Origin of the sequence: Pseudomonas sp. S4_EA_1b (assembly GCF_016307435.1) — a bacterium.
GTDB classification, from domain to species: domain Bacteria; phylum Pseudomonadota; class Gammaproteobacteria; order Pseudomonadales; family Pseudomonadaceae; genus Aquipseudomonas; species Aquipseudomonas rhodesiae.
On the sequence record NZ_JAEILC010000027.1, the window covers coordinates 11,258 to 23,544 of the forward strand.

At 60.9% G+C, this 12,287-nt stretch carries 11 protein-coding genes; all 11 read right to left on the minus strand.

The window, feature by feature from the left end; all coding sequences use genetic code 11:
* Positions 1-11 precede the first annotated feature (11 nt).
* Positions 12-1,865, minus strand: coding sequence for an NADH-quinone oxidoreductase subunit L (gene nuoL, locus YA0848_RS09770; protein ID WP_034098705.1), 1,854 nt, complete (start codon positions 1,863-1,865; stop codon positions 12-14).
* The gene (nuoK, locus tag YA0848_RS09775; RefSeq protein ID WP_003174727.1) at positions 1,862-2,170 is read right to left on the minus strand and encodes an NADH-quinone oxidoreductase subunit NuoK; all 309 of its coding nucleotides are present in this window, start codon (positions 2,168-2,170) and stop codon (positions 1,862-1,864) included. Before nuoK ends, nuoL begins: the two co-directional genes overlap by 4 nt.
* Before the next feature lie 2 nt (positions 2,171-2,172).
* Positions 2,173-2,676 carry an NADH-quinone oxidoreductase subunit J gene (gene nuoJ, locus YA0848_RS09780; RefSeq protein WP_016974048.1) on the minus strand — a complete coding sequence of 168 codons (504 nt, stop codon included), beginning with the start codon at positions 2,674-2,676 and terminating at the stop codon, positions 2,173-2,175.
* Positions 2,677-2,685: 9 nt separating this feature from the next.
* Positions 2,686-3,234: an NADH-quinone oxidoreductase subunit NuoI gene (nuoI, locus tag YA0848_RS09785; RefSeq protein ID WP_003174725.1), complete on the minus strand. Its 549-nt coding sequence runs from the start codon at positions 3,232-3,234 to the stop codon at positions 2,686-2,688.
* 11 nt (positions 3,235-3,245) lie between these two features.
* Positions 3,246-4,253 carry an NADH-quinone oxidoreductase subunit NuoH gene (gene nuoH / locus YA0848_RS09790; protein ID WP_017137518.1) on the minus strand — a complete coding sequence of 336 codons (1,008 nt, stop codon included), beginning with the start codon at positions 4,251-4,253 and terminating at the stop codon, positions 3,246-3,248.
* Entirely contained in the window at positions 4,250-6,964 is a 2,715-nt protein-coding gene (nuoG, locus tag YA0848_RS09795) for an NADH-quinone oxidoreductase subunit NuoG (protein ID WP_040268711.1), read from the minus strand. The genes nuoH and nuoG overlap by 4 nt, the downstream gene beginning before the upstream one ends.
* A gap of 135 nt (positions 6,965-7,099) precedes the next feature.
* Positions 7,100-8,458: an NADH-quinone oxidoreductase subunit NuoF gene (nuoF, locus tag YA0848_RS09800; protein WP_034098702.1), complete on the minus strand. Its 1,359-nt coding sequence runs from the start codon at positions 8,456-8,458 to the stop codon at positions 7,100-7,102.
* On the minus strand, positions 8,455-8,952 hold the full coding sequence (gene nuoE, locus YA0848_RS09805) for an NADH-quinone oxidoreductase subunit NuoE (protein WP_003174721.1): 498 nt from the start codon (positions 8,950-8,952) through the stop codon (positions 8,455-8,457). The genes nuoF and nuoE overlap by 4 nt, the downstream gene beginning before the upstream one ends.
* Before the next feature lie 2 nt (positions 8,953-8,954).
* On the minus strand, positions 8,955-10,739 hold the full coding sequence (gene nuoC / locus YA0848_RS09810) for an NADH-quinone oxidoreductase subunit C/D (protein ID WP_034114186.1): 1,785 nt from the start codon (positions 10,737-10,739) through the stop codon (positions 8,955-8,957).
* A 72-nt stretch (positions 10,740-10,811) separates the two neighbouring features.
* The gene (locus YA0848_RS09815; protein ID WP_003219572.1) at positions 10,812-11,486 is read right to left on the minus strand and encodes a NuoB/complex I 20 kDa subunit family protein; all 675 of its coding nucleotides are present in this window, start codon (positions 11,484-11,486) and stop codon (positions 10,812-10,814) included.
* A gap of 10 nt (positions 11,487-11,496) precedes the next feature.
* On the minus strand, positions 11,497-11,910 hold the full coding sequence (locus YA0848_RS09820; protein WP_003219575.1) for an NADH-quinone oxidoreductase subunit A: 414 nt from the start codon (positions 11,908-11,910) through the stop codon (positions 11,497-11,499).
* Positions 11,911-12,287: the final 377 nt, after the last annotated feature.

Below are 12,287 nucleotides of genomic sequence, written 5' to 3' on the forward strand. Positions count from 1 at the left end.
CAAAGTTCATATCAGACCGCTACCACTACGATGGCGCCGATCACCAGCACGGCGCCAGCCGCCATGGAAGCCGCATACCAACGCAATTGGCCGGTCTCGCTGCGGCTCAGGGCGGTGTGACCGCCTTTGGCCGCGCGCGGGATCAAACCAATGGTCTGGTCGAGCGGGTCTTTACGCAGTACATGGCTGATGGCCAGGTACGGCTTGACGAACAGTTTGTCGTAGATCCAGTCGAAGCCCCAGGCAGCGAACCACCAGGCCGACAGGAAACGGCCGATGCCACTGTTGGCCACGGCGGTCACGAAGCGGCGCTTGCCGAGGAACAGCAGGGCTGCCAGCAGGATACCGGCAATGGCAATGGCGCCCGAGGCGATTTCCAGGCTGTGCTTGGCGTCGCCGCCGGCATGGCCGACGCTTTCCGGCAGTACGCCGGCCAGTGGCGGGGTGATCATGGCGCCGATAAACGTCGACAGGATGATCAGCACCGACAGTGGCAGCCAGTGGGAGATGCCATGGCCTGCGTGCGCTTCGGTCTTGGCTTCACCATGGAAGGTGATGAAGATCAGGCGGAAGGTGTAGAGCGAGGTCATGAAGGCACCGACCAGGCCTGCGTACAGCAGGTTCTGGTTACCGCTGGCAAAGGCTTCCCAGAGGATTTCGTCCTTGGAGTAGAAACCTGCGGTCACCAGCGGCAGGGCGGCCAGGGCGGCACCACCGACGATGAAGCTGGCGTAGGCCAATGGCAGTTTCTTCCACAGGCCGCCCATTTTGAAGATGTTCTGCTCGTGGTGGCAGGCGACGATTACCGCACCGGAAGCGAGGAACAGCAGGGCCTTGAAGAAGGCGTGGGTCATCAGGTGGAAGATCGCCGCGTCCCAGGCGCCGACGCCCAGGGCCAGGAACATGTAGCCGATCTGGCTCATGGTCGAGTAGGCGAGGATACGCTTGATGTCGGTCTGCACCAGCGCGGCGAAGCCGGCCAGTACCAGGGTCACGCCGCCGACCAGGCCCACCAGGTGCAGGATCTCCGGCGCCAGGGTGAACAGGCCATGGGTACGGGCGATCAGGTAGACACCCGCGGTCACCATGGTTGCGGCGTGGATCAGGGCCGACACCGGGGTAGGACCGGCCATCGCGTCCGCCAGCCAGGTCTGCAGTGGCAGTTGCGCGGATTTACCCACGGCGCCGCCCAGCAGCATCAGGGTCGCCAGGGTGATCCAGAAGTCACCGACCTGGAATTTCTGCGGCGCCAGCACCAGCAGTTCCTGGATGTTCAGCGTGCCCACCTGTTGGAACAGGATGAACAGGCCGATGGCCATGAACACGTCGCCGATACGGGTGACGATAAACGCTTTGAGTGCGGCGTTACCGTTGTTGCGGTTGCTGTAGTAGAAACCGATCAACAGGTACGAGCACAGGCCCACGCCTTCCCAGCCGAAGTACAGGAACAACAGGTTATCGCCGAGCACCAGGAACAGCATGCTGGCGATAAACAGGTTGGTGTACGAGAAGAAGCGCGAGTAGCCCGCCTCACCGCGCATGTACCAGGACGCGAACAGGTGGATCAGGAAACCCACGCCCACCACCACGCCAAGCATGGTGATCGACAGGCCATCGATGTAGAGGGCGAAGTTGGGCTTGAAGCCCTCCACCGACATCCACTGCCACAGCACCAGGGTGTAGTGACCGCCTTCCGGCGGCGCCACGTTGAATTGCCAGATGACGTAGGCGGCGACGATCGCCGACAGGCCAATGGACCCCACGCCGATCAAGGCCGAAAGGTTTTCCGACCAGCGCCCGCGAGAGAACGACAGCAGCAGGAACCCGATCAGGGGAAACAGGAAAGTCAGAAAGATCATGTTCATCCGCGCATCTCACTGGCAGCGTCGATATCAAGCGTGTGGAAGCGACGATACAGCTGCAGCAGGATCGCCAGGCCGATACTGGCCTCGGCCGCTGCCAGGCTGATCACCAGGATGAACATGACTTGTCCATCCGGCTGGCCCCAACGTGCACCCGCAACGATGAAGGCCAGTGCTGCGGCGTTCATCATGATTTCCAGGCTCATCAACACGAACAGAATGTTACGGCGAACCATCAGGCCGACCAGGCCAAGGCAGAACAGGATGCCGGCGACCGCCAGACCATGCTCCAAAGGGATAGCAGGCATCGTCATTGCTCCTTGGCTTCGTTGCGGCCCAAGTGGAAGGCGGTGACGGCTGCGGCGAGCAGCAGCATCGACGCCAGTTCGACCACCAGCAGGTACGGGCCGAACAGGCTGATGCCCACGGCTTTTGCATCCACAGTGGTGTGGCCGATGGCCTGGCCGCTCTGGTGAGCGAACAGTACATACAGCAGTTCACCCAGCAGCAGGGCCGCGAGGACAACCGGGCCGAGCCAGATGCCGGGCTTGAGCCAGACGCGTTCCTGGGCGACCGAAGCCGGCCCCAGGTTGAGCATCATCACCACAAACACGAACAGCACCATGATGGCGCCGGCGTAGGCGATCACTTCCAGTACACCGGCGAACGGTGCGCCGAGGCTGAAAAAGGTCATGGCCACGGCGATCAGCGAAATGATCAGGTAGAGCAGGGCGTGCACGGGGTTGGTGTTGGTGATCACGCGAAGCGTGGACACAACCGCGATACCCGATGCGAAATAGAAAGCGAATTCCATCTTTCTTCCTTAAGGCAGCAAGCTCTTCACGTTGATCGGCTCGGCTTCGTTTTGTGCGGCGCCTTTTGGCTTACCCGCAACGGCCATACCTGCAACACGATAGAAGTTGTAATCAGGGTTTTTACCGGGACCAGAGATCAGCAGATCTTCTTTCTCGTACACCAGGTCCTGACGTTTGAACTCGGCCATCTCGAAATCCGGTGTGAGCTGGATCGCGGTGGTCGGGCAAGCTTCCTCGCACAGGCCGCAGAAGATGCAGCGCGAGAAGTTGATGCGGAAGAAGTCCGGGTACCAGCGACCGTCTTCGGTTTCAGCTTTCTGCAGGGAGATGCAACCTACCGGGCACGCCACGGCGCACAGGTTGCAGGCAACGCAACGCTCTTCGCCATCGGGGTCGCGGGTCAGTACGATGCGGCCGCGATAGCGCGGCGGCAGGTACACCGCTTCTTCCGGGTATTGCAGGGTGTCGCGTTTGCGGAAGCCATGGCCGAAAACCATCACCAGGCTTCGCAACTGGGTACCGGTACCCTTAACGATGTCGCCAATATATTTGAACATGGGTCAAATCCTCACTGAACCGCGCCCGCTGGCGTGTTCAACAACACAACGGCAGCAGTCACCAGCAAATTGATCAGGGTCAGCGGCAGGCAGAAGCGCCAGCTGAAATCCATCACCTGGTCATACCGTGGACGCGGAATGGAAGCGCGCAGCAGGATAAACAGCATGATAAAGAACGCGGTCTTCAGGAAGAACCAGAAGAACGCCAGCTGCGGCAGGATGCCGAACGGACCGTGCCAGCCGCCGAAGAACAGCGTGACCAACAGGGCCGAGATCAAGATGATGCCGATGTATTCACCGACGAAGAACATGCCCCACTTCATGCCGGCGTATTCAATGTGGTAACCGTCGGCCAGTTCCTGTTCCGCTTCCGGCTGGTCGAACGGGTGACGGTGCGTCACGGCCACGCCAGCGATGAAGAAGGTACAGAAGCCGAAGAACTGCGGAATGATGAACCACAGGTTCTGCGCCTGGTACTCGACGATGTCGCGCATGTTGAACGAGCCGACCTGCACCACGATGCCCATCAGCGCCAGGCCCATAAACACTTCGTAGGACACGGTCTGGGCCGAGGCCCGCAAGCTACCCAGCAGGGCGAACTTGTTGTTACTTGACCAACCGGCGAACAGCACCGCATAGACCGACAGACCCGCCATGGCAAAGAAGAACAGCAAGCCGATGTTCAGGTCCGCCACGCCCCAGGTCGGGGTGATCGGGATGATCGCGAAGGCGATCAGCAAGGCGCTCATGGCCACGACCGGTGCCAGGGTGAAGATCACCTTGTCGGCAAACGGTGGGGTCCAGTCTTCCTTGAAGAACATCTTCAACATGTCGGCGGCGATCTGGAACATGCCGAATGGGCCAACGCGGTTCGGGCCGTAACGGTCCTGCCACCAGCCCAGCAGGCGACGTTCGACGAAGCTGAGCAGGGCGCCCGCCACGACCACGGCCAACAGAATCACGATGGCCTTGACGACCGAGATGATCACGTCGATCACTTCAGGGGTGAACCAGGTCATTGCGCTGCCTCCTGCAGACCGTCAACGGTTTTGCCGAAGATCGCCGGCGGGATGCCGGCGAGGCCTTTAGGCAGTGCAACCAGGCCGGCACTCAGCTCTTCGTTGATACGCAGCGGCAGACGCAGGGTCTGGCCGGCAACGTTCAAACTCAGCAGGGCACCGTCGTTGACACCCAGGCGGTCGGCTTCGGACTTGGCCATGGACACGTAGGCGGCGGGGATGCGCTCCTGAACCGGTGCGGCCTTGGAAGAGTTCTCCTCGCTGCCGAACAGGTGGAAGAACGGCACGACCTGCCAGGTGCCCGGGGCCGGGTTGAAAGGACGCGGGACCGCCGCGAACCAGTTCAGCGAATCGCCCTGGGTTTCGATCAGGCGAGTGCCTGGGTCGCCGGCGCGGATGTGGCCACCGACTTCGTCCTGGAACTTGTTCCACGCCTGTGGTGAGTTCCAACCTGGCGACCAGGCGAACGGCACTTGCTGACGCGGTTCGGCCGAACCCGAATAACCTTCCATGGAGAAGGCGAACGCGGTGTCGTTATCTTGCGGCGTACGTGGTTCATGCACGCTGATATCGGCGCGCATGGCGGTACGACCGGAATAACGCAGCGGCTCACGAGCCAGTTTCAGACCCTTGATGCGGAATGCAGCGGACGGCGCGGCGTCGACGATACGTGCCAGTTGCGGCGCGCTCGCGGCAGTGGCGGCGGTGACGTGGTCGAGCTGGGTCCAGTCGATTGGCCGATTCAGCAGGGTGGAGCGCAGGGCATGCAGCCAGCGCCAGCCTTCATGAACCAGGATGCTGGCGTCCATGTACTTCGGATCGAACACCTGGAAGAAGCGCTGCGCACGGCCTTCCTGACTGACCAGGGTACCGTCGCCTTCAGCGAAGGTGGCGGCTGGCAGTACCAGGTCGGCACGGTCGCTGGTGGCAGTCTTCTGGTGGTCGGCGACGATCAGCACCTTGGCGGCGTTCAAGGCGGCGTCCACCTTGGCCGCGTCGGTGCGGGTATACAGATCGTTTTCCAGCACCACGATGGCGTCGGCGTTGCCGTCGATCACCGTTTGTAGCGCGGCATCCACGGATTCGCCACCAAGCATGGCCAGGCCGAGGCTGTTGGCTTCCGGTACCACGAGGCTGATGGAGCCGTTCTTGTCGCGCAGCTTCAAGGCCTTGGCGATGTTGGCGGCGGCCTCGATCAGTGCCTTGGAACCCAGCGAGGTGCCGGCGATGATCAGCGGACGTTTGGCGGCCAGCAGCGCGTCGGCGATGCGCTGGGCCAATTCGACGGCTTCGGCGTCCAGGCCGTCGACGGCAGGTGCGCTCGCGTCCAGGGCATGAGCCACGGCGAAACCGAGGCGGGCCAGGTCGTCGGGGGCGGCGTGCACGCATTCTTCAGCGATATCGTCGAGCTTGGTTTCCGCCAGGCTAGCGATAAACAGTGGGTTCAGCGCGTGCTGGCCGATGTTTTTCACGGCGGCGTCGAGCCAAGGCTGTACGCGCATGGCGTCGGCCATCTCTTCAGCCTTGCCTTTGACCGACTGACGCAGCGACAGCGCGATACGCGCGGCGGTCTGGGTCAGGTCTTCGCCGAGCACGAAGATGGCGTCGTGGTCTTCGATGTCGCGCATGTTCGGCACCGGCAGCGGGCTGTCGTTCAGCACCTGCAGAACCAGGCGGATACGCTCCAACTCACCGGCTTCGATACCGCTGTAGAAGTGCTCGGCGCCGACCAGTTCGCGCAACGCATAGTTGCTTTCGAGGCTGGCGCGTGGCGAGCCGATGCCGACAATCGTGCGGCCGCGCAGCAGGTCGGCGGCTTTATCCAAGGCTTCGTCGGTGCTCAGCTTCGCGCCGCCGGCCAACAGTGGCTGGCGTGGGCGGTCTTCGCGGTTGACATAGCCATAGCCGAAACGGCCACGGTCGCACAGGAAGTACTGGTTGACCGAACCGTTGAAGCGGTTTTCGATGCGACGCAGTTCGCCGTAGCGTTCGCCCGGGGAGATGTTGCAACCGCTGGAGCAGCCATGGCAGATGCTCGGGGCGAATTGCATGTCCCACTTACGGTTGTAACGCTCGGAGTGAGTCTTGTCGGTGAACACACCGGTCGGGCAGACCTCGGTGAGGTTGCCGGAGAACTCGCTTTCGAGCACGCCGTCTTCGACGCGACCGAAGTACACGTTGTCGTGGGCGCCGAATACGCCAAGGTCGGTGCCGCCGGCGTAGTCTTTATAGAAGCGCACGCAGCGGTAGCAGGCGATGCAGCGGTTCATCTCGTGGGAGATGAACGGGCCGAGGTCCTGGTTCTGGTGGGTACGCTTGGTGAAGCGATAGCGGCGCTCGTTGTGGCCGGTCATCACCGTCATGTCCTGCAGGTGGCAGTGACCGCCTTCCTCACAGACCGGGCAGTCGTGAGGGTGGTTGGTCATCAGCCACTCGACGACACTGGCGCGGAACGCCTTGGATTCTTCATCGTCGATGGAGATCCAGGTGTTGTCGGTGGCTGGGGTCATGCAGGACATGACGATACGACCACGGGTGTCGTTCTCGTCGGTGTATTGCTTGACCGCACACTGGCGACAGGCACCGACGCTACCAAGCGCGGGGTGCCAGCAGAAATAAGGGATGTCGAGGCCTAGTGACAGACACGCCTGTAACAGGTTGTCCGCCCCATCGACTTCGAGCGCTTTGCCGTCTACGTGGATAGTGGCCATGGTTCAAAGTTCTTCGTTGGCCCGTTGTCAGCGGGCGTGGCTAATGGAATCTTGTTATTCATGTGCATCTACACAGCCTTAAAGGCGTCAGCACATGACAAGGCGAAGGGCACGGACCCTTCGCCTGTTTAAGCGTTACGCACCGACCATGGTCGGTGATACCACCTGATTGAGGTCGCCTGCGCGGGTTGGCGCGATGCCGGCCTCGAATTCAGAGCGGAAGTATTTGATTGCGCTGCCCAATGGCTCCACGGCGCCCGGTGCGTGAGCACAGAAGGTCTTGCCTGGGCCGAGGAAACCGACCAGACCCAGCAGGGTCTCGATATCACCCTCGCGGCCTTCGCCTTTTTCCAGGGCCATCAGCAGCTTGACGCTCCACGGCAGGCCATCGCGGCATGGGGTGCAGAAGCCGCAGGATTCACGGGCGAAGAACTGCTCCATGTTGCGCAGCAACGAGACCATGTTGACAGTGTTGTCCACCGCCATCGCCAGGCCAGTACCCATGCGGGTGCCCACCTTGCCGATGCCGCCGGCGTACATTTGGGCGTCGAGATGCTCGGGCAGCAGGAAACCGGTACCGGCACCGCCTGGCTGCCAGGCTTTCAAGGTGTAGCCGTCGCGCATGCCGCCGGCGTAGTCCTCGAACAGCTCGCGGGCAGTCACGCCGAAGGGCAGCTCCCACAGGCCAGGATTCTTGACCTTGCCGGAGAAGCCCATGAGCTTGGTGCCCATGTCTTCGCTGCCTTCGCGGGCCAGGGATTTGTACCAGTCCACGCCGTCGGCGATGATCGCCGGCACGTTGCACAGGGTCTCGACGTTGTTCACACAGGTCGGCTTGCCCCACACGCCCACGGCGGCAGGGAAGGGCGGCTTGGAGCGCGGGTTGGCGCGACGGCCTTCGAGGGAGTTGATCAACGCGGTTTCTTCACCGCAGATATAACGCCCGGCGCCGGTGTGCACGAACAGTTCGAAGTCAAAACCCGAACCGAGGATATTCTTGCCCAGCAGGCCGGCGGCCTTGGCTTCTTCCACGGCACGGTTGAGGTGCTTGGCGGCGGTGGTGTACTCGCCGCGCAGGAAGATGTAGCCACGGTAGGTCTTCAATGCGCGGGCACTGATCAGCATGCCTTCGATCAGCAGATGGGGCAGTTGCTCCATCAGCATGCGGTCTTTCCAGGTGTTCGGCTCCATTTCATCCGCGTTGCACAAGAGGTAGCGGATGTTGATGGATTCGTCCTTGGGCATAAGGCCCCATTTGACGCCCGTGGGGAAGCCTGCACCGCCGCGGCCTTTGAGGCCAGCGTCTTTCACGGTCTGGACGATATCGTCCTGGGCCATGTCGGCGAAGGCCTTGCGCGCTGCGGCGTAACCGTTCTTGGCCTGGTACTCGTCAAACCATACCGGTTCGGCATCGTCACGCAGGCGCCAGGTCAATGGGTGAGTTTCGGGCGACCGCTGAATGCGGTTGGCCGGGCCGAAAGAAGTCAGGGTCATGGGTAGCCCTCGAGCAATTGGGTCACGCCAGCAGGCTGCACGTCACCGAATGTGTCGTCGTCGATCATCAACGCCGGCGCCTTGTCGCAGTTGCCCAGGCAGCACACCGGCAGCAGCGTGAAGCGGCCGTCCGGGGTGGTCTGGCCGAGGCCGATGCCCAGCTTGTTCTGGATTTCGCTGACCACGGATTCGTGACCGCCGATGTAGCAGACCATGCTGTCGCACACGCGAATGATGTGGCGGCCGACCGGCTGACGGAAGATCTGGCTGTAGAACGTGGCCACGCCTTCAACGTCGCTGGCGGGGATGCCGAGGATCTCGCCGATGGCGTAGAGGGCACCGTCCGGTACCCAGCCACGTTCCTTCTGGACGATCTTCAAGGCTTCGATCGACGCCGCGCGCGGGTCTTCGTAGTGATGCAGCTCGTGCTCGATGGCCGAGCGCTCGGTTTCACTCAAGGTGAAACGGTCTGTCTGGATAAGCGTGCTGTTCATGCTTAGCGGTCCACGTCGGCCATAACGAAATCGATACTACCCAGGTACGCAATCAAGTCCGCGACCATCTCGCCTTTGATCACCGAAGGGATCTGCTGCAAGTGGGCGAAGCTTGGGGTGCGAATCCGGGTGCGGTAGCTCATGGTGCCGCCATCGCTCGTCAGGTAATAACTGTTGATACCCTTGGTCGCTTCAATCATCTGGAAGGATTCGTTGGCCGGCATGACCGGGCCCCACGAAACTTGCAGGAAGTGCGTGATCAGGGTTTCGATGTGCTGCAGCGTGCGCTCTTTCGGCGGCGGCGTGGTCAGCGGGTGATCCGCCTTGTACGGGCCTGCCGGCATATTGCGCATGCACTGCTCGATGATTTTCAGGCTCTGGCGCATTTCTTCGACGCGTACGATGCAACGGTCGTAGGCATCGCCGTTGGCCGCCAGCGGTACTTCGAACTCGAAGTTCTCATAGCCGGAATACGGGCGTGCTTTACGCAGGTCGAAATCGCAACCGGTGGAACGCAGGCCAGCACCGGTGACGCCCCATTCCAGGGCTTCCTTGGTGTTGTACTGGGCGACGCCGATGGTACGACCCTTGAGGATGCTGTTGTCCAGGGCGGCCTTCTGGTACTCGTCCAGACGCTTGGGCATCCACTCGACGAACTCCTTGACCAGGCGCTCCCAGCCGTTCGGCAGATCGTGGGCCACACCACCAATGCGATACCAGGCCGGGTGCAGGCGGAAACCGGTGATGGCCTCGATGACCTTGTAGGCGCGCTGACGGTCGGTGAAGGTGAAAAACACCGGGGTCATGGCGCCGACGTCCTGGATATAGGTACCCAGGAACAGCAGGTGGCTGGTGATGCGGAAGAACTCGGCCATCATGATGCGGATGGTGTCGACGCGGTCTGGCACCTTGATGCCGGCCAGCTTCTCGACCGAGAGCACGTACGGCAGGTTGTTCATCACGCCGCCGAGGTAGTCGATACGGTCGGTGTAGGGGATGAAGCTATGCCAGGACTGACGCTCGGCCATCTTCTCGGCGCCACGGTGGTGGTAGCCGATGTCCGGTACGCAGTCGACGATTTCTTCGCCGTCTAGCTGCAGGATGATGCGGAAGGCACCGTGGGCCGAAGGGTGGTTAGGACCCAGGTTGAGGAACATGTAGTCCTCGTTGGCGCCGGAACGCTTCATGCCCCAGTCTTCCGGGCGGAAGCGCGCGGCCTCTTCTTCAAGCTGCTGCTTGGCGAGGTTGAGGCTGAACGGGTCGAATTCCGTGGCACGGGCCGGGAAGTCCTTGCGCAACGGGTGACCTTCCCAGGTCGGCGGCATCATGATGCGCGACAGGTGCGGGTGACCCGGGAAGTCGATGCCGAACATGTCCCAGACTTCGCGCTCGTACCAGCTGGCATTCGGCCAGATGCCGGTCACGGTTGGGATGCTCAGGTCGCTCTCGGACAGCGCGACCTTGATCATCACATCGCTGTTACGTTCCAGCGACATCAGGTGATAGAACACGGTGAAATCGGCGCCGCTCGGCAGCCCTTGACGCTTGGTGCGCAGACGTTCATCCACGCCATGCAGGTCATAGAGCATGACGTACGGCTTGGGCAGGTTGCGCAGGAAGGTCAGGACTTCGACGAGCTTGGCGCGCGCCACCCACAACACCGGCATACCGGTGCGCGTGGCCTGGGCGGTGAAGGCGTCAGGGCCAAAACGGTTATTGAGTTCGACGACCACATCCTGGTCGTCTGCCTTGTAAGGCGGGATGTACAGAGCACTGCCTGTAGTCATGGTTTTTTATCGCTTTCGGTCAACGTAAAGAATGAAGCCAGGTTTTCGTTCTATGAAAGAAGCGGCGCTGGATCAGACTTCGTCGGGGCTGCGCAGGTTGGTGACCTGAATACGCTGTTCGCGGCGCTGTTCCTTTTGTGACGGCATCTCGGCGCGATATACGCCTTGATCTCCGACAACCCAGGAAAGTGGGCGACGCTCCTTGCCAATCGATTCCTGCAACAGCATCAAGCCTTGCAGAAATGCTTCAGGACGGGGCGGGCAGCCAGGCACGTAGACGTCCACGGGCAGGAACTTGTCCACCCCCTGGACCACGGAGTAGATATCGTACATGCCACCGGAGTTGGCGCACGAACCCATGGAGATAACCCACTTCGGCTCGAGCATTTGCTCGTAGAGACGCTGGATGATCGGCGCCATCTTGATAAAGCAGGTACCGGCGATAACCATGAAATCCGCCTGGCGCGGCGAGGCCCGGATCACTTCGGCGCCGAAGCGCGCAATGTCGTGGGGCGCCGTGAAGGCGGTGGTCATTTCCACGTAGCAGCACGAAAGGCCGAAGTTGTACGGCCACAGGGAGTTCTTACGCCCCCAGTTGACCGCGCCACTCAGCACGTCTTCGAGTTTGCCCATGTAGATGTTTTTGTGGACTTGATCTTCTAACGGATCGGAGACGGTTTCCCGTTCGCCGATGGGGTACTGCTCGTTAGGAGCATCCGGGTCGATCCTGGTGAGATTGTATTGCATCGCCAAAGCCTCATTGTTTCAGCTTCGCTTGCCGCTTGCGACGAGCTTCCGGAGCCCAGTCAAGGGCGCCCACTCGGAACAGGTAGACAAGACCTGCCAACAGAATTGCTATGAAAACGAGAGCTTCGACGAATCCGGTCCAGCCGCTTTCGCGGACGGACACAGACCAGGCAAAGAGAAAGAGGGCTTCGATATCGAAGATCACGAACAGCATCGCGACCAGATAGAATTTGGCTGAGAGCCGCAAGCGGGCGCCACCTGTAGGTAGCATGCCGGACTCGAACGGTTCGTTTTTGCTGCGGCCCCAGGCTTTTGACCCGAGGAGGCTGGAGACGCCGAGCATGAAGGCACAGAGGCCGACAACACCGAGGAGGAAAATGGCAAAGCCCCAGTTGTGGGCCATGAGTCCTGTCGCTTCGGTCATGCTGGAAATCCTTAACAGAGAGCAAAGGTCTCTGAGCTCGAAAAAAGTAACGATGCAGTGACGATATGTCGCAGCGTAGTCAACCGCGGTGATTTTATGGCTAAACACCGGGCAAGTAAAATTCCGATGGCGAAATTATTCGATGGAATAAGGACATAGTGCACCTTTGTGGGGCTGCAGCCCTTGTGGCGTGGGCATTAGCGGGCATTTGATCAATTGTGTTTTGTTTAGGTTGTAACGAAGTTTCTATGTTCTAAATGATAATGAATATTGTTTGGGCGAGTTTTAAGCGGGTGGTCATGGTGTGGCGAGGGAAGTTGCCGTTACTTGCTCGGTTACCGCTAGTTGTTGGAGCGGAACTTTTAACCGATTTATCT

Bases quoted from the DNA above. Each gene is read 5' to 3' on its own strand.
- nuoL (WP_034098705.1), bottom strand. From the start codon at position 1,865: ATGAACATGATCTTTCTGACTTTCCTGTTTCCCCTGATCGGGTTCCTG.
- nuoK (WP_003174727.1), bottom strand. From the start codon at position 2,170: ATGCCTGCTATCCCTTTGGAGCATGGTCTGGCGGTCGCCGGCATCCTG.
- nuoJ (WP_016974048.1), bottom strand. From the start codon at position 2,676: ATGGAATTCGCTTTCTATTTCGCATCGGGTATCGCGGTTGTGTCCACG.
- nuoI (WP_003174725.1), bottom strand. From the start codon at position 3,234: ATGTTCAAATATATTGGCGACATCGTTAAGGGTACCGGTACCCAGTTG.
- nuoH (WP_017137518.1), bottom strand. From the start codon at position 4,253: ATGACCTGGTTCACCCCTGAAGTGATCGACGTGATCATCTCGGTCGTC.
- nuoG (WP_040268711.1), bottom strand. From the start codon at position 6,964: ATGGCCACTATCCACGTAGACGGCAAAGCGCTCGAAGTCGATGGGGCG.
- nuoF (WP_034098702.1), bottom strand. From the start codon at position 8,458: ATGACCCTGACTTCTTTCGGCCCGGCCAACCGCATTCAGCGGTCGCCC.
- nuoE (WP_003174721.1), bottom strand. From the start codon at position 8,952: ATGAACAGCACGCTTATCCAGACAGACCGTTTCACCTTGAGTGAAACC.
- nuoC (WP_034114186.1), bottom strand. From the start codon at position 10,739: ATGACTACAGGCAGTGCTCTGTACATCCCGCCTTACAAGGCAGACGAC.
- YA0848_RS09815 (WP_003219572.1), bottom strand. From the start codon at position 11,486: ATGCAATACAATCTCACCAGGATCGACCCGGATGCTCCTAACGAGCAG.
- YA0848_RS09820 (WP_003219575.1), bottom strand. From the start codon at position 11,910: ATGACCGAAGCGACAGGACTCATGGCCCACAACTGGGGCTTTGCCATT.